This is a genomic window from Peribacillus sp. RS7 (assembly GCF_041956845.1).
GTDB lineage: Bacteria > Bacillota > Bacilli > Bacillales > DSM-1321 > Peribacillus.
Genome location: NZ_CP168135.1, coordinates 3,133,372 through 3,149,715 on the forward strand (window position 1 = coordinate 3,133,372; position 16,344 = coordinate 3,149,715).

Genomic DNA, 16,344 nt, shown 5'->3' on the forward strand with positions numbered 1-16,344 from the left:
AAATGTTTTGCTCGCAGGAAACATTTTGTCGCAAATGAATACTATGTAAAAAGGAGCTGATCCATATGAATTGTACAAACCGTACCCAAAAAAAAATAATGGCTTATTCTGCATTATTCAAAAAAATGGGCATTCTCAATGACGAGGAATATAAAAGTATCGCGAAAACTTTACAAACAAGGGATTGAGGAAGGGTCCATTGGATACTCATAAACTTTTATCCTACATTAAACAGGCTGTAAAACCCCCACCTTCAATTTCCGAATAAGGAGGGGGGATTGAAGTCTGATAAATACTCATTTGTGCCCTTTAATTACAAAGAAGGGGATATATGGTATTCTAGGAAGATTCATATATATATAGGGTAAAGTCGGTTAAAAGGAGAGTATTAGATAGAATGAATGGATTGTTTGATGCAGAAAAATATATGCATGCACCCTCTTTAATTTTTATAGCACTAAGTTACATGCTGATTGCGATAGCTTTTGCCATTATTTATAGAAGACAAGAGGATTCACCTAAGGTATGGAAGGCTTCAGTTGTCTTGGTACTTGGAATGATCGCTTTTAATTTTTCTTTTAATCTATCAGATGAGGTTGTTAGTGTACCCATTGTCCCTTTAGGGGTGGCTCTTTTATCATGGTTATTGAGAAGGAAAGGAAATGAAGGGCGGTGGCAGCGATTCCGTCGATTTGCCTGGCTCGGATTCCTATCGAATTTCATCTTTTTGACAGCTTCACTTTTAGCCATGCCTCTGGATGGAATTATATATCCTAAGTCTGAAACAACTACATATATGATGGACGTTAACAAGGCTTCGCTGATAGCGACCCATTCGAATTCCAAAGAGGTCACTTTGAATAAAGAAGAACTGCAAAGACAAATGAACAAGATGAAACAAAAAAAGATCGAGAGCGAATCTTGGTATTATGGGATCAATGAAGAGAGCGGGTATAAAGAAACGTTCCCTTATATTCTGACAGGGTCAGCTCCTAAAAAAGGAAGTGGTCTTGAAACACTCATTTTCATTGAAGAAGATGGCAAGGGTCTGCTGATTACACCAAATAAGGGGCACCAGGTCTACTTCAGGTTAGAAGAGTCCATTTTAACCGGAGGTGTGTTGGAAGAATGACTAAAAAAGCAAAAATGAGTGTTTTAATTACAGCTGCCATCTTGATAGGAGGTATTCTTTTATTTGTACTATTCCAAAAAGAGCCGGAACCCTTTCTATCGGAAAAGCAAATCATTAAACGAATAAACTCAATCTTCCCTGAAGCACAACCAAAGTCCATTCAGAATAAAATCTTTTTAGATGATACACATGTGTTTGTCCCCTTTATCAGCGAAGAAAGTGGATATGGGATGAGCTTTTGGGTCTGGAAGGGTAACAAATGGAAAGCTGCTTCCGTGAACATGGGCGGTCAGCCACAGGTTTGGAATGGAGAAGAAAAATCATTGATCATGTGGAATATGAATCCAAAAGATGACGTATCCGAAATCGGGGTTTTTATGAAGGGTGATAGGGGTTTTTTGGTATCGGATGGAATAGCCACATATCAACCAGGTATAGAAATGATGCACAGCATTGCGCTTAAGGGGAAAACGTACGGAGTCGAGAGGTTTCCTGACAATTGGCGGGAACTTATGAAACAGTATGTAAAACTACAGGCAGAAGATGGACAGAATGACTTCCCTGATTTTAACGACCCGATACGGTTGGTCACTAATTTTCATGATAAAGAAGGGGAGGAGATAATCCCTGAGCACTCCTTTAACGGAAATAGCTATACGACTGGATATAATTTCGTGGATGTTCCTTTCCTGGTTACTGTGCAAGAGGAAGAGTTGGAGGGGGCTTATTGAAAAGGGGCTGTCAAAACTTGAAGGCCTTCATTCATTACTCAATCGGTTTATTTTGTTTGGGTATTGCTTAAATTCTGCCGTTTCTTGGAGGGTAAATTTGAAAGTGAAAAGGAAGAATGTTGTGATCCGGTGGTGTTCTCTGCGATAATGGAATAAAGAAATCGAAAAGGAGTTACATAGGATGGCAGAGGACTTTAAGATTCCCAGCTTGAAAGTTGATGAGATCGATAAGAAAATCATATCGGTTTTACATGAAGATGCGCGAATTTCGTATACCGACTTAGCGAAGAAAGTGGAACTCTCCAGAGTTGCGGTTCAAATGAGAATTAATCATCTTGTTGAAAACGGCGTGATCGAGAGATTCACTGCGGTCATAAATCCAGCTAAGGTCGGCATCCATGTCTCGGCTTTTTTTAACGTTGAGGTTGAGCCTAAATATTTGGAATGGGTCGCCCAGCAATTAGAAAGTGAACCGGCTGTAACGAGCTTATATCATATGACTGGTCCGAGTAAACTCCATATGCACGGAATCTTTACTGATAATCAGGAGATGGAACGCTTTCTCAATGAGAAGCTGTATGCGGTAGTAGGTGTTGTCAGCGTTGATTGCCAAATTCTCATTAAACGTTATAAAAGCCGGATGGGCATGAAGCTTTAAATGAAAAGATCCCCCTATATAGGGGGATTTTTTTTTATTATGTGAGCGGGATGATAAAGCCGCCATACGCAAAAGCAAGAATGATTACGAATGCGGGGTGAATCTTGAATTTACCTAAAGCCAAGAATGCCAAACCAGCGATGACGATTGAATGGATGTAGCCGATGGAACCGACGGCATCAGCGGCCATATTCCAAGTGAGCAATAACATCATGATCGCAATCACGGGCTGCACAAGCAGGGACATGCCTTTTACGATAGGCGATTGCTTGTATTTTCGCAGGATTTTTAATAAATATATCAAAGCCACTGCTGAAGGGATGACGGTGCCCGCCAATGCAGCTAAAAATCCTGGCCACCCATATACATCATATCCGACATATGCGGCTATTTTGGTGGCGATCGGCCCTGGGAGTGAATTCCCTAACGCAAGCATTTGTGAAAACTCGGTATTATCAAGCCAACCGTACCGGGTGACGATTTGATCATACATAAGCGGAATCGAGGCTGGGCCTCCGCCGTAACCAAGGATATTGGCTATGAAAAACGCTAGAAAAACAGCGACTCCAATTGGGATTATAAGACCCATTAAGCGGATTCCTCCTTCCTATCAACCTTTTTATTTTTCAATCTATCTTTTAATTTAAAATGGAACGCCCCATATAAAAGGAAAATCATTATGACGATACCCGGATGCAGGGAAATGACCTGCAGAAGCAAAAAGGAAATCGCAAAAAAGGTGATTCCGAGCACCTTCCCTAAACCTTTTACCGCCTTTTCGCCAAACTCGTAAGCCATTTGGCCAAGCATGACGGCAACAACTGGCATGACAGCAGCGATCATATTGCTGATCATTGCTGAATTACTTAAAACATTAATGAACGCAATTAAGAAAACCATCGCAAAGCATGAAGGTAAAACGTGAGCGGCCACACTTACGAGGGCTCCCGGCCAGCCTTTTAATTTATAACCAAGATATGCTGCCATCTTAGTGGCAATCGGTCCTGGGAGTGTATTGGCGATCGCTAAAGTGTCCCCGAATTCATCATCGTCGAGCCAGTGATAACGGGAAACGGCTTCGTGGCGGATGAGCGGGATGACTGATGGCCCGCCGCCGAAACCTAAAATCCCCGTTCTCATCATCCCAACCGTTAATTCCGTATATGGATTTTTCAAAACGATTCCTCCTTTGTTTTAAATTTAGAATTCATTTCCATGATTATGAATTAATGATAACAAAAATTCTTTCGAAATGTATATAAAATTTTAATGATTATTACGTAATGAACGAATAATTGGCATTTTTAAATAAAATAGGCTTATAAAAGTGATGAAAAAACAACTTTTTGTTTTGAGGAATGAAATTTGGATTACGTAAGAAAAACATACAAGTTATAATACAATCATCATTATTTTTGAAAAATCAAATAATTAACAAGGAGTAGATTTATGACCCAATCGATAATTGGAACGAAAAGTATGGTGGTAAGCCCACACTATTTAGCATCGGTGGCAGGACACAAAATTCTTGAAAAAGGGAAGAATGCATTTGATGCGGCAATGGCAGTCAGTGCCTGTTTGGGTGTAGTTTATCCACATATGACCGGACTCGGTGGAGATGCCTTCTGGCTTACATATGAAAAGAAGGACGGGGAAATTCGGGCTTCAATGGAAGCGGACGCTCCGGTAGCAAGGTTAATCGTGATGCATATAGAGGGGAAAGAAGATCCCTTTCGCGGGGTAAGAAGCGCAATTACAGTTCCGGGGATTGTAGACAGCTGGGATGAGATATTGAAGGAATGTGGAACACTTACTTTTGCCGAAGTTCTCGAGCTGGCGATCGAGTAAGCTGAAGAGGGTTTTCCGATTACGAAAAATCAAGTGATGTGTACGGAAAAGAACTGGGATTTGCCTTCGACGGCACCGATAACAGCTGAAATATATGCATCGGGTCGGCGAGTTCCGGAGGTAGGTGAACGATTTGTTCAAAAAGATCTTGCCCGAAGCTTATCGTTGATTGCTGAACAAGGCCGTGATGTCTTTTATAAGGGAGAACTTGCAAAAGCAATCGTGTCCTATTTAAAAGAGCAAGGGGGTCTGTTAACTGCAGTGGATTTCGCTGATCACCATGGAAAATGGGTAGAACCCATTTCGACTAAGTATCGAAATTATACGATCTATGAGGTTCGCCAAATTCTCAATGGTTCGTGGGACTGATGGCGCTTAATATTCTAGAGAATTTCAACATTGACAACATTGAGCATGGTTCTGCTGAATACTATCATTTATTGGCCGAGGCGCTAAAAGCAGGTTGCCTCGACAGGAACGAAGTGCTGACAGACCCTGATTTCTTTGATATTCCACTTGATAAGCTGCTTGATAAGCAATATGCCGCGAAGCTAGCATCAGCAATTCAGACAAATGCCAAGAAGGTGACGAGTCCACCAATGGGAAGTGACACGGCCCATGCCGCAGTGGTAGATAAAGATGGAAACTCGGTTTCCTTTATTCAAAGCTTTTATTTTGAGTTTGGATCAGGGGTCATTGCCGGTCAAACAGGGGTGATGCTACAAAATGGAGGATCGTTTTTCTCGCTTGATTCCAATCATGTCAACTACTTGAACCTAACAAGCGCACGTTCCATACATTGATGCCAGCGATAGCCTGCAAAGATGGAAAACCGAGCATTTTATATGGTACTCAGGGTGGGGAAGGCCAGCCGCAAACACAGACTGCGATCATTACCAGGATGATAGATTACGAATGGACCCACAAGCGGCAATCAATGAACCGCGATTCGTCTGGGGAAGAACCTGGGGTCAAGATAGTGAGTCGTTAAAATTAGAAAGCCGTGTCAAAAAGGTTGCGATAGAGGAACTAAAGGCAAGGGGACATCATGTCGAAGTGGGTAGAAGAATTCGATGGGGCGATGGGCCATGCACAAGCCATTCGGATTGATGAGCATAACTTCCTCAAAGGCGGGGGAGATCCCCGTGGGGACGGTGCGGCGGTCTGTTCTTGAAGGTTTCTCCTTCTTATTAAGACAAAGGGGAATAATGAAAAAAATTACAAACAAAAAACAACTTTTCCCCAATCTCCCTTTTAACACAAAAAGTACCCTATAGGCAGACTTTTTTAAAAGTCTCTATAGGGTACTTTTTAATATAAAACACCATTCAACATTTTTATTACGGTTATTCTTCCCGAATGACTATTAACACACCAATAAAAATTAATATTGTACCTATCCAAAAAGACAAGCCGATTTGCTCACCTAGTAATAACCAGCCTAAAAACGTACCGACTATAGGTTGTAAAAAGAAAAATAATCCACCACTTGAAGCGGTAAGCATTTGCAGTCCGCGATTCCACAGTAAAAAGGCACATGCTGTCGAAATAACGCCTAAGTATAAAAGGCCGCCCCATATGGATGGATGCATTATTGCTTGGAAATCGAGCTCATCCAATCGACTAATTGTAAAAGGTGTTAAAAAGACAATTGCCACAAGCACAGCATAGGTAGTTACAACCAGTTGTGAATATTGCCCAGGTACACGTTTAATTAGAACTGACATAAGTGCCCAAGTTAATGCAGCAATAAGCAGTGATACGCCCCCAAGTTGGTGAGATGAACCGATATGGGCATTTCCGACAATGATACCGACACCGATTGTCGCTAAAATAACAGAAATTGATTTTTTAAAAGTAATCTTTTCTTTTAAAATGATACGTGCAAATATCACCATAAATGCAGGTGTAGTTGAAGTAATGATGGCTCCCATTTGTGCAGTAGAAAGTAGCGTACCGACTTCCTGGGTTACGATGGAGATTGTGTTTCCAACAAGTCCTATAATGAGAATTAATGGCCAGTCCCGTTTTTCAATCCGCCAAGATTGTTTTGTTATTAAACCAATGGTTAGCAATGCTAAAATCGCAATTACATATCGTAATAAAACTAATTCAAGTGGTGGAACAACGTCTACCACAACTTTTACCACCACGTACATTCCGCCCCAAATGCTAGCAGCGAGTGATAAATATAAAGAACCTAATAAAGTGTTTTTCATTTTGTACCCTCCGTTTTAACTAGATCTTTCCAGTCCTTAACGGAGTTGCAAGTTTTCTACCGTTAAGGAAGAATGACTGCAGGTACATCATTTTCGAATAGCGGTGACCACATCATAAGCTTTCAGCTCACTTTCAAAAAATTTATTTTATCATATCATACAATGATTTTAGTTAATTGTGTATGAAAACTGTTCCGAGATTCTACTAATCATTCGATCAAAAATCAGTAAGTAATAACTACATACTCATTTAAATAAACAAAAAAATGTTTTATTGTCACTTTAATTATGTGAAAAATTCCATCTTCGCTATTGAAGGCCAATTATCCAATTAAATTTGTGTCAGTCTCTTTTTTGTTAAGTGATAGGGTTAGCGAAGAACAATAGGGGTAATACTAAAGGTAATATGAGTTATTTCTAAATTTTCAGAAAATTATATTGACACGGGAATGACTCTGTTATATATTGTTTTTAAGATAAATTAATTGTTATATAACAGAAAGGGGAGCAAGATGATGAACACTTATGATAAAGCCTATGAAAGTTATTTAAAGATTTGTGAAAGGTATGAAATGGAGTCGATAAATATCGATCACTTCATCAAAAATTTAACCAAAGATCAGTTGGATGAATACAGTAAATTAGCTGTTTAAATGAAAGGGCGTGATTGCACAAGATGGACCTCCCGGTTGATGTAGATGTAGAAGCCAAATAGAAACCCCACCAGTTGTTAATAACAGGTGGGGTTTTGTCATGTGTATGAAGAGTTTATTTTTAATTAGTATTGCAAAAAACATTTTTCAAAAGTGGATTTTCAGTTGGAATAATAAAGAGGTTATTTGTAGGGAAGGCAAAGAACAAATGGAACTTGGTCAAATGTGGTATCGGAAATGATCGATATTATATAGTAATGTTTAGTGTTGGAAAGAAAACGTGGACTAGGAAAGATTGGATAATACTTTGGCATTAATAGGCTCTTAGGGAGTTTTTTTATCCTAATCCACAATAATAGTCAAAGTTGGTACATGCCTTTCTAGAAATATCACAATTCGGTATATTTCCTTTCAATTTTCCTGAATTCATTTGAAAGTTCAAATAAGGTGTGTAAAACGGCTGTTTGAATATATAGATTCATATAATTATCATTGCTCTTCTTTTGAAAAGATAAATCATGTTTTTCATCAATTACTCGATTTATACAATCATGAATTTCGCTCCACATTTCTTTCGTTCCTTCTTTAGTTTTAGTCTCCATAATCTCCCACTCCTTTTTTATTAGTTTATCCACTCTATTACATTCTTATACTTTGTTTTTTTATAAATATTAAATACAGTTTATGATTAGCTCTTGATTTGGGAGAGCGAAGCGAATATAGTATCCGAACACAACTGTTTTTTGGTAGCAATTACCTGATAAAAGTATAATGACTTTTCCTGTCATTTCCAAAGCATGGGGATTTGAATAAATCGTAATGGCTATGGGAATTCCAGCGTCTCCAAATAAAGGTGCCCAAAGGGGAATTTTGGAGGAGGGCTTTGTTTCACTTCGTCTCTATAGTTGCTTAATTGGGCCATATTCTGGTGTGACGTATTGTACAAAAGGCAGGAGTTTGGAATAATTAGTATTAAGATGCTAAAACGCAGGTTAAACCTTTATCGATTCTGTCCATGAATAGGAGATTGTTATGTTTAAAATTAACTTCATATTTCCACTTCGTTAGTGTATCAGCCACTATTTTTCTAATCTTTTCATCATCTTCAATTATCATTCATATTCAGTAAGTTCACCTTTGAATCCCTCCCATGGCACTCTGGATGTGAAGGATTCGATCAAAGAAGTCACTTTGACTTTGGTCACCTTTATAAAGCTCGTTTACGATTCCTCCATCACGCAAGAAGATAACTCGTTTACAGAAGCTTGCTGCATACGAATCGTGCGTAATCATAAGGATAGTTGTTTGAAAGGTTACATTTAAGGTAGCTAACTGTTCCAATAATTGTGTTGCTGATCTGGAATCAAGCGCACCTGTAGGTTCATCTGCAAAGACAATCGCAGGATTTGTAATGATGGCACGTGCAGATGAGGCCCTTTGTTTCTGACCACCAGAAACTTCCGTAGGGTATTTATCCTGAACTTCTTCAATATTCAATGCCTGAATGACTGATCTCAGCCGTCTTTCCATCTCATCTATAGAAAATTTCCTTAATGAAAGGGGCAGAAGAATGTTTTCTTTGATCGTTAAAGTATCAAGCAAGTTGTAATCTTGAAAGATGATACCCATTCGTTCTTGGCGAAATGTACGTAATGCCTTTTTGTTTAAATCTAACAGCGCCTGTTCTTCAAGCCAGACCTCCCCGCCAGAAAATTTATCAATCGTCGATAGCACATTCATCAGTGTTGTTTTTCCTGAACCAGAAGGCCCCATAATAGCTGTGAATTCACCCGAAGTTATTGTCAGATCAATATTCTTTAAAACCTGTGTCTTTCCATAGGATTTAGATAAGTTTTTAGTTTGTAATACTTTTTTCAACGTAAATCCCCTCCTCATGTTACATACTATAAAATTCATCCTATTCTCCACCATAGATGTAACAGGAAGTTAGATTACAATTTTGTCACATTCTAATTTGAATATGTAAAATAAAAGGTAATGAACAGTGAATGTAATAAAGAATTCCCCAAATCAATTATGCATTCTCAACATCTTGGTAGCAACAAGCTGAAATAGATGAGGGATAAATGGATAACCGAGTTCAACTCCAACAATAGGGCACGTTTAATTAGAATAGGCTTTTCCTAATGACTGACAGGCGCTTTACTTCATTAAAGGAGTTGCTATGGCAGACTTTTTCTTATCGATTTTAATAGACATAGTTACATAAGGTGCTTTTTTCGATTAAAGGGATTAAATAATAGATAAGGAATAAAAACAAATTTTCTGCAGAGAATACTTCTATTAATTAAAAAGTAGGAGTGTATATATGGAACAAACACTTTATGAAAAAGTTGGCGGAGAAGAAGCAATTGCAAAAGTTGGGACTATTTTTACTCTGAGTTGGTTCTTAAGGATGATACAGTTAATCATTTTTTTGAAAAAACAGATATGGAAAAACAACGCGGTCATCAGACAAAGTTTATAAGTTTTGCATTAGGTGGCCTGGCCCAAAACAATATTCTGGACAATCCATGGCAAAAGCTCACCAAGGAATGGATCTGCAACCAGCCCATTTTAATGCTATTGTAAATCATCTTAGCGATGCACTTGCTCATTTTGGAGTGAATGAAGCTGACATAGATACAGCTTTAACTAAAGTTGCTTCACTAAGAGATGATATTTTGTATAAATAACTGATATTGAATTAACAGGTGCTTTACCAGGAGTTGCTTTGGCAGCTCCTTTTCTTATGGAACCTGTCTTTAACGACTAATTATGCAATCTTAAATAATTGATGTAAAATTGCATAAAACTATCAGTTTATTGAAGATTCTATAAATTGTAATTATTGGGAAAATGACTTTAATTCAAGCTCTAAATAATCATCCCTCACTTGGTATGATATTTGCATATAAGTTAATTAAGTACGATTAAGGGTGGAGTGATACATGGAGAATGCAAAATTAAGACGTTCGTTAACAGTATTTCCTTTAGTGCTATTTGGATTGGCTTATATGGCACCTACAACAGTTTTTTCTACTTATGGGGTTGTTGCGGAAATAACGAAAGGGATGGTACCTGCCGCTTATATTATAGCTTTAGTTGGTATGTTGTTTACAGCCTATAGTTATGGTCAAATGGTTAAGGCCTATCCTGTTGCCGGTTCTGCATATACATTTACTCAAAAGGCTCTTAATCCTCATATTGGATTCTTAGTAGGCTGGGTTATACTATTAGACTATTTATTTTTGCCAATGATTAATGGATTACTAATCGCTATTTACTTAAACGCATATTTTCCATCCGTTCCTTTTTCCGTCTGGTTAATTGGTTTTGTAATTTTAATCACCACTGTAAATATAATCGGAGTGAAAATAGCAACAAAGATAAATCTTTTATTAGTTGCCTGTCAGTTCTTAATAATAGTTATATTTACATTCCTCTCAATTAAAGGGTTACTAAACGGAATGGGTTCAGGGACATTATTTATGGGTTCTCCATTTGTGAATGGAGATATACCACTATCCTTAGTATTAGCAGGATCCTCTATTTTATGTTTATCTTTTTTAGGATTTGATGCTGTCACTACATTTTCAGAGGAGACCATTAATCCTAAAAAAATAATACCAAAGGCAATTTTCCTCGTAGCATTAATAGGAGGGGGTCTGTTTATCGCCATCTCATACATCAGTCACCTTGTTTACCCAAATTTCCAAGCCTTTAAAGATCCAGATTCTGCTGCCTTAGAAATTGCTATATACATCGGGGGTAATTTATTTCAATCTATTTTTCTAGCAGGATACATTACAGGGGGGCTAGCATCTGGTTTATCAGCTCACGCAAGTGTATCGCGACTTTTGTATGCGATGGGAAGAGATGGAGTTCTTCCTAAGAAAATATTTGGTCATATTCATCCAAAATTTCAAACTCCAACACACAACATTATCTTAGTGGGAATTTTTGCTTTATCTGCTTTATTTGTTGATTTAGTGACAGCATCATCCTTTATTAACTTTGGAGCGCTCGTTGCATTTACATTTGTTAATCTTTCGGTTATTTCTCATTATTTTATTAGGGAGAAACAGCGAAACGGAATTAACAAACTAAAATACCTAATATTGCCTCTGATTGGAACCAGTTTCACAATTTGGTTATGGACTAGTCTTGATTCAAAGGCACTTTTACTCGGACTAGGATGGTTTGGAATAGGTTTCATCATGCTCCTTTCCAATACGAAAATGTTTAGTGAACGGCCACCAGAGCTTTCTATTGATAGTGCGAAGGAAAATGAAATTCAAGCATAAAAGCTAGATTTATCAAGGAGGACAAAAATGATAAAGGCAGACATCATTCTTTCTGGTCAACAAGTTTTTACTGGGCTACAAGATGAGCCAATAAAAGCAGCTATCGCTATTAAAGATAATAAAATTGTTGAGATCGGTCCTAAAGAAGAAATATGGTCATTCATTGGGGATCGAACTAAAGTGTATGACATGGAAGAGGGACTAATCATTCCGGGGTTTCATGATTTTCATATGCACATAATGATGGGAAGCATTTTACAGAAGGATAGTGCCAAATTATTTGATGCTACTTCAGAAGAAGAGGTAGCTAAACTAGTAGGTGAATTTGCAGAAACAAGACCAAATGATGAGTGGATATTTGGTATTGGCTGGGATCATACCAATTGGAAAAAGAAAGTGCTACCACATAGAACAACATTAGATAAATATATTTTTGATCGTCCCGTTTTATTATTCAATGCAGAAGTGCATTACGCATGGATCAATAGTAAAGCAATAGAAATGATTCAATTAACGAAGGATACCCCAGACCCGGAATATGGAGAAATTGGAAAAGATGAAAATGGGGAACTGACAGGCCTTCTATTTGAACAGGCTATTGGGTATGCATCGGAACATGCATATAAATTACCGAAAGAAAAACGTGTAAAACTATTCCAAGGTTTTCTCGATGAAACAAAAAGATTGGGAATCACATCCGTTAATGATTTATACGGAGCTAAAATTGCGCCAAACCCATTAGACGATCTTGAAATTTTCAAGGAATTTGATAGAGAAGGGTTACTTACAACTAGAATTCACTTTTCTCCGGAGTTAAAAATGGATTTAGCTGTCGCGAAGGAATTACAAAAAAATTATCAGTCAGACAAGCTTACCTTTTCTGGATTAAAACAATTTATAGATGGTGTTGTGACAAGTCATACTGCTTTTTTATTGGATCATTACAAAGACCGTCCTGAAACAAAAGGTGGAACCACTTATCCATCTGAAACAATTAAACAATTAGTAAAAAAGGCAGATAAGGAAAAATTCCAAATTCGTTTCCATGCTATTGGTAACGGTGCTGTCCGCTTAGCATTGGATGCATTTGAAGAAGCAAGAAACGTAAATGGAGAAAGAGATGCCAGACATGTCATTGAACATGTGGAGGTATTGCATCCAAACGATGTCCATCGCTTTAAGGAATTAGGTGTAATCGCTTCCTTTCAACCCAAACATATTGAATTAATGGAAAGTGAGGCATATACAGCTAGAATTAGTGAAAAACAACAACCTCTCTATTATCCTATCAAAACAATAGAAGATACTGGTGCTGAAATTGCCTTTGGTACAGATTTTCCTGTAGTACCCCTAAATCCTATGATGGGTATTTATCAGGCAATCACCAGAAAAGATTTAACCGGGAAGGCGTGGCAGGAGTCGGAAGGAGTTACTTTAGCACAAGCATTAAAATACTACACGGCTACACCGGCATACGGATCTTTTAGAGAAAAAGAATTAGGTACATTGGAAGCAGGAAAGATAGCGGATATCGCAGTATTGAATAAAAATTTATTTAGCATATCAACAGAGGAAATTCTTGAAACTGAAGTGAAGATGACGATTATGGATGGAAAGGTTGTATATGAAAACCAGGTCGTCCCAACTGTATAAGATAAAAAAATAAAAAAGTCAGGTAGTGAGAAAATGTCAAAAGTAAAAGTTGGTCTTATTCAAATTCATTGCGGGGAATTCATTGAGGAAAATATTCAAAAAACGATAGAGAAAATAAAAGAAACAGTAAATAAAGGTGCGCAAATCGTTTGCTTACAAGAATTATTTTCTTCGCAATATTTTCCACAAACGGTTAGTGTGGAAAATTATGATTTAGCTGAAGATGTAGATAGCGGTGCATTATCCGAAATGGGTGAATTAGCAAAGGAATTAGGAATCGTCTTGATTGTTCCTTTTTACGAAAGAGCAGGTGCTGGTATTTATTTTAATAGTGCAGCTGTATTTGATGCAGATGGAGAATGTTTAGGGATTACAAGAAAAAATCATATTCCGGATGGTCCCCAGTATCATGAAAAATATTATTTCGTTCCAGGCAATACCGGGTATCCTGTCTATGAAACTGCTTATGGAAAAATAGGTGTCGGGATTTGTTGGGACGAGTGGTTTCCAGAAGTTGCCCGAATTTTGAGCTTACAAGGTGCGGAGATATTATTCTATCCTTCTGCCATAGGTTCAGAGCCAGATCATCCTGAGATATCAACAAGACCATCCTGGGAAAAGGCAATTTCTGCTCATGGCATTTCTAATGGTGTATTCGTTGCTGCAACAAATCGAGTAGGCCAGGAAAAAGACATGAATTTTTACGGTGGTTCATTCATTAGCGATACATTAGGGAATATTTTAGCTTCACTTGATGATGAAGAAGGAATTATTGTAAAAGAGATTGATTTAAAAGAAATAGAAAAGACTAGAAACATTCTACAATTCTTTAGAGACCGTCGTGTCGATACATACGACCCTATATTACAAAAGGAAATACTCCCAACCCCACCCCCTTCAAAAAACAAACAAAGGATTATCGTGCAGTAATGAGAATCGACTGCAGTGGAAAAAAAGTAGTATGGCATCAACATGAACGGAACGCCCTTGCCGAAGCATTATAAGCTTATACTGGCGGCTTGGCCATTGGTACATTCGGGGAGCGTGAATTAGGTAGGGAAGCTTGCTGATATCGTTGTCCTCGACCGTGATCTTCTTGCGGTTCCGCTTGAGGAGATACCTAGCATCTACGTTTCAAAACTCTATTCTTGAAGTATCCCAGATATCGCAATCTATAATAGATCTTTATTACTCGGATTAATAGTGGAACGGTCCTGACTATAATCAATCAAACAAGAAACTGCCGGAGAAGGAGGGAATCTTCTCCGGCAGTTTCTTTAACTTCCACGATATACTTGATAGCCCCATGGGGAAACGAGCAAGGGCACATGATAATGAGAGGATGGGGAAGATAGTCCGAATCGGACGGGAACCAGGTCCAAAAAGGGCGGATCAGGGAGTTCGATGGATTTATTCCGGAAGTAATCCCCGATATGAAAAACGATTTCGTAGTTTCCCGTTTTGGTGTTATCTGCTTTCAGCAGCGGGACATCGAGCCTCCCGTCTGGATTTGTGACAGCTGACTGGAGCAGCTGCCAGCTAGCGGTGGATGATTCGGAAAAGTATAATTCAATCGTCACGTTTTCGGCTGGCTGGCCATGCATTAAATCCAATATATGTGTTGTTATACCAGGCATATATACTCCTTAACCGATGTTTTCTTCAGCGGCAGCCAGGATTTTGTTGTTTTCGAGATTTTCTTTTTTAACGGTGAAGACCTGAAAACCATATGGCGGGCGCGGCTCGGTATATACTTTTCCTTTGGAGTCCGGTATTTCGGAAACAACTGTATCCCATGTGTGGTTTTGGGATTCGAATGTAACTTCAAGAAGCTGAGGGAATCTAGTTAAAATGCGGCAGCCGATTTCATAAATCAGATTTTGGATCGAAGGAGTTTCCATTTCATGAAAAACGGATGTAGCAATATCGATTACCTGTTCGGCAGCTACGTATTTAGAGGGATCCATGCCGAATGCATCCTTTTGATCCTCATAGACCCAATGGAGATTCAAATAGATGAAAAGCGGCCGATTTCCATCTTCGGGAAGCGTCGTATACTCATCACGGACAAAACCGACAAAAGAGTTCCCGCTTACTTTGATTAATTGAAGGTCGAGGATGGAACTGCTTTGCTGAACGATCTCGTTGCCAGTTTCCCCACGGATGATTTCGACGGCAGCCTTGGCCCGTTCATTGCGGGACTTTTTGAATACAAGGTCACTCGGTTTCAATTGGGGGTCCGTTGCTTCAGTCACTGCTTCGAAAGGGATATCTTCAGCAATCAACTTAACAGTATCGATTTGAGGATATTTGTTTAGGAAGGCTTCTGACACATATGAAGCAAATCCTTCTAATGTTGCGCCTTTGAATGTAGCTAAATGCCTTTGGATGAAGTTTTTCATCGAATCAGTCGCGACGACCATGGAATTGTCTCCTTCCGTGAATGAGGGAAGAAAAGAGGAGCCGCCAACGGAAACTTTTACATTCGTGCCAAAAATGATATGACCTCTTCCTGAAAAAGTGGATTCTGGAATTTGCTTGATTCCGGTTAAAGGATTCGAATAGGTCCTATAGGCAAAAACATTCCCTTTTCCATAACTAAGTGTTTGTGCGGCTGATTTATTTTTCATTAAATTCTCTCCTTCAATTTTAATTTTATCCTGTAAACGAAATAGGGCTATTTGATAGATTTCAGTTAAGGCCTTATCGAACTCGGCTGCTTCTGCATGGTGAATCCTTGTATTCATCGATTGATATATGTCATTTTTATCTTTGCCTCGCACAGCCAGGATAAATGGAAAGCCAAACTTATCCATATATTTCCGGTTCAATGATATGAAATCTTGATATTCATCGGACGTAAGGTCCTTTAAACCGGCGCCATGCTGTTCCTTAATCGAATCATCACTCATTTCAACTTTGTCCCCAAGGTTCGGATGCTTCCTGATTAACGATAACTTATCTTCCTTTGACGAATTGCCTACAATGTCCACCATGCATCGATGCAGGTGGATTATTGAAGAAAAGGGCCTATTGCCTGCCGATTTTTCTGCAATCCAAGGTGAATGTTCGAAAGTATCCCCAAGGAACTTCGTAAATTCCTTTTCGGTTAGTGCATTTAATGAAGTAAGAGTAATCATCTC

The 16,344-nt window shown here is 38.5% G+C and carries 16 protein-coding genes and 2 pseudogenes; 10 read left to right on the plus strand and 8 right to left on the minus strand.

The features are described 5' to 3' along the window. Positions 1-397 precede the first annotated feature (397 nt). The 3 genes from ACDZ29_RS15720 (at position 398) to ACDZ29_RS15730 (ending at position 2,521) form a co-directional block, all read left to right on the plus strand. Positions 398-1,132: a hypothetical protein gene (locus ACDZ29_RS15720; protein ID WP_370014066.1), complete on the plus strand. Its 735-nt coding sequence runs from the start codon at positions 398-400 to the stop codon at positions 1,130-1,132. Then, complete coding sequence (locus ACDZ29_RS15725; protein WP_375088126.1) at positions 1,129-1,863, plus strand: hypothetical protein; 735 nt, start codon at positions 1,129-1,131, stop codon at positions 1,861-1,863. Before ACDZ29_RS15720 ends, ACDZ29_RS15725 begins: the two co-directional genes overlap by 4 nt. A 181-nt stretch (positions 1,864-2,044) precedes the next feature. After that, positions 2,045-2,521 (plus strand): Lrp/AsnC family transcriptional regulator, encoded by a 477-nt coding sequence (locus tag ACDZ29_RS15730; protein ID WP_375088127.1) that lies wholly within the window; start codon positions 2,045-2,047, stop codon positions 2,519-2,521. A gap of 37 nt (positions 2,522-2,558) precedes the next feature. Here the strand turns inward: ACDZ29_RS15730 and ACDZ29_RS15735 are convergent, their stop codons facing one another. Both ACDZ29_RS15735 and ACDZ29_RS15740 read right to left on the minus strand, forming a co-directional pair. Further along, positions 2,559-3,110 (minus strand): chromate transporter, encoded by a 552-nt coding sequence (locus tag ACDZ29_RS15735; RefSeq protein ID WP_289317692.1) that lies wholly within the window; start codon positions 3,108-3,110, stop codon positions 2,559-2,561. After that, a complete protein-coding gene (locus tag ACDZ29_RS15740; protein ID WP_375088128.1) occupies positions 3,110-3,697 on the minus strand; it encodes a chromate transporter in 588 nt (195 codons plus the stop codon). The genes ACDZ29_RS15735 and ACDZ29_RS15740 overlap by 1 nt, the downstream gene beginning before the upstream one ends. A 384-nt stretch (positions 3,698-4,081) precedes the next feature. Here ACDZ29_RS15740 and ggt point away from each other — a divergent pair. After that, a pseudogene (gene ggt, locus ACDZ29_RS15745) lies at positions 4,082-5,360 on the plus strand (gamma-glutamyltransferase). Positions 5,361-5,417: 57 nt separating this feature from the next. After that, positions 5,418-5,543, plus strand: coding sequence for a hypothetical protein (locus ACDZ29_RS15750; RefSeq protein ID WP_375088129.1), 126 nt, complete (start codon positions 5,418-5,420; stop codon positions 5,541-5,543). Between the two features lie 172 nt (positions 5,544-5,715). Here the strand turns inward: ACDZ29_RS15750 and ACDZ29_RS15755 are convergent, their stop codons facing one another. Continuing rightward, complete coding sequence (locus tag ACDZ29_RS15755; RefSeq protein WP_375088130.1) at positions 5,716-6,588, minus strand: DMT family transporter; 873 nt, start codon at positions 6,586-6,588, stop codon at positions 5,716-5,718. A 515-nt stretch (positions 6,589-7,103) separates the two neighbouring features. Here ACDZ29_RS15755 and ACDZ29_RS15760 point away from each other — a divergent pair. Next, a complete protein-coding gene (locus tag ACDZ29_RS15760; RefSeq protein WP_289317688.1) occupies positions 7,104-7,241 on the plus strand; it encodes a hypothetical protein in 138 nt (45 codons plus the stop codon). A gap of 389 nt (positions 7,242-7,630) precedes the next feature. Here ACDZ29_RS15760 and ACDZ29_RS15765 read toward each other — a convergent pair whose 3' ends face one another. The 3 genes from ACDZ29_RS15765 to ACDZ29_RS15775 form a co-directional block, all read right to left on the minus strand. After that, entirely contained in the window at positions 7,631-7,843 is a 213-nt protein-coding gene (locus tag ACDZ29_RS15765; protein WP_375088131.1) for a hypothetical protein, read from the minus strand. 370 nt (positions 7,844-8,213) lie between these two features. After that, positions 8,214-8,357: a hypothetical protein gene (locus tag ACDZ29_RS15770; protein ID WP_375088132.1), complete on the minus strand. Its 144-nt coding sequence runs from the start codon at positions 8,355-8,357 to the stop codon at positions 8,214-8,216. 15 nt (positions 8,358-8,372) lie between these two features. After that, positions 8,373-9,119, minus strand: coding sequence for an ABC transporter ATP-binding protein (locus tag ACDZ29_RS15775; protein WP_375088133.1), 747 nt, complete (start codon positions 9,117-9,119; stop codon positions 8,373-8,375). Positions 9,120-9,570: 451 nt separating this feature from the next. On the opposite strand from ACDZ29_RS15775, the pseudogene ACDZ29_RS15780 reads away from it, so the two are divergent. From ACDZ29_RS15780 to ACDZ29_RS15795, 4 genes and pseudogenes are all read left to right on the plus strand, one after another. Next, positions 9,571-9,937: pseudogene (locus ACDZ29_RS15780) on the plus strand (group 1 truncated hemoglobin). Positions 9,938-10,192: 255 nt separating this feature from the next. Continuing rightward, positions 10,193-11,548, plus strand: a complete 1,356-nt coding sequence (locus tag ACDZ29_RS15785; protein WP_375088134.1) for an APC family permease — start codon at positions 10,193-10,195, stop codon at positions 11,546-11,548. 27 nt (positions 11,549-11,575) lie between these two features. Beyond that, entirely contained in the window at positions 11,576-13,201 is a 1,626-nt protein-coding gene (locus ACDZ29_RS15790) for an amidohydrolase (RefSeq protein ID WP_370014085.1), read from the plus strand. 33 nt (positions 13,202-13,234) lie between these two features. Beyond that, positions 13,235-14,131: a carbon-nitrogen hydrolase gene (locus ACDZ29_RS15795; RefSeq protein ID WP_370014086.1), complete on the plus strand. Its 897-nt coding sequence runs from the start codon at positions 13,235-13,237 to the stop codon at positions 14,129-14,131. A 347-nt stretch (positions 14,132-14,478) separates the two neighbouring features. Here the strand turns inward: ACDZ29_RS15795 and uraH are convergent, their stop codons facing one another. Both uraH and pucL read right to left on the minus strand, forming a co-directional pair. Further along, complete coding sequence (gene uraH, locus ACDZ29_RS15800) at positions 14,479-14,838, minus strand: hydroxyisourate hydrolase (RefSeq protein ID WP_289323946.1); 360 nt, start codon at positions 14,836-14,838, stop codon at positions 14,479-14,481. Positions 14,839-14,847: 9 nt separating this feature from the next. Next, positions 14,848-16,341, minus strand: coding sequence for a factor-independent urate hydroxylase (gene pucL / locus ACDZ29_RS15805; RefSeq protein ID WP_375088135.1), 1,494 nt, complete (start codon positions 16,339-16,341; stop codon positions 14,848-14,850). Between the last annotated feature and the right edge of the window lie 3 nt (positions 16,342-16,344).

What these genes read in the sequence shown, in the direction of transcription:
- ACDZ29_RS15720 (WP_370014066.1), top strand. Translation starts at nt 398, where the DNA reads ATGAATGGATTGTTTGATGCAGAAAAATATATGCATGCACCCTCTTTA.
- ACDZ29_RS15725 (WP_375088126.1), top strand. Translation starts at nt 1,129, where the DNA reads ATGACTAAAAAAGCAAAAATGAGTGTTTTAATTACAGCTGCCATCTTG.
- ACDZ29_RS15730 (WP_375088127.1), top strand. Translation starts at nt 2,045, where the DNA reads ATGGCAGAGGACTTTAAGATTCCCAGCTTGAAAGTTGATGAGATCGAT.
- ACDZ29_RS15735 (WP_289317692.1), bottom strand. Translation starts at nt 3,110, where the DNA reads ATGGGTCTTATAATCCCAATTGGAGTCGCTGTTTTTCTAGCGTTTTTC.
- ACDZ29_RS15750 (WP_375088129.1), top strand. Translation starts at nt 5,418, where the DNA reads ATGTCGAAGTGGGTAGAAGAATTCGATGGGGCGATGGGCCATGCACAA.
- ACDZ29_RS15755 (WP_375088130.1), bottom strand. Translation starts at nt 6,588, where the DNA reads ATGAAAAACACTTTATTAGGTTCTTTATATTTATCACTCGCTGCTAGC.
- ACDZ29_RS15760 (WP_289317688.1), top strand. Translation starts at nt 7,104, where the DNA reads ATGAACACTTATGATAAAGCCTATGAAAGTTATTTAAAGATTTGTGAA.
- ACDZ29_RS15765 (WP_375088131.1), bottom strand. Translation starts at nt 7,843, where the DNA reads ATGGAGACTAAAACTAAAGAAGGAACGAAAGAAATGTGGAGCGAAATT.
- ACDZ29_RS15770 (WP_375088132.1), bottom strand. Translation starts at nt 8,357, where the DNA reads ATGATAATTGAAGATGATGAAAAGATTAGAAAAATAGTGGCTGATACA.
- ACDZ29_RS15785 (WP_375088134.1), top strand. Translation starts at nt 10,193, where the DNA reads ATGGAGAATGCAAAATTAAGACGTTCGTTAACAGTATTTCCTTTAGTG.
- ACDZ29_RS15790 (WP_370014085.1), top strand. Translation starts at nt 11,576, where the DNA reads ATGATAAAGGCAGACATCATTCTTTCTGGTCAACAAGTTTTTACTGGG.
- ACDZ29_RS15795 (WP_370014086.1), top strand. Translation starts at nt 13,235, where the DNA reads ATGTCAAAAGTAAAAGTTGGTCTTATTCAAATTCATTGCGGGGAATTC.
- uraH (WP_289323946.1), bottom strand. Translation starts at nt 14,838, where the DNA reads ATGCCTGGTATAACAACACATATATTGGATTTAATGCATGGCCAGCCA.
- pucL (WP_375088135.1), bottom strand. Translation starts at nt 16,341, where the DNA reads ATGATTACTCTTACTTCATTAAATGCACTAACCGAAAAGGAATTTACG.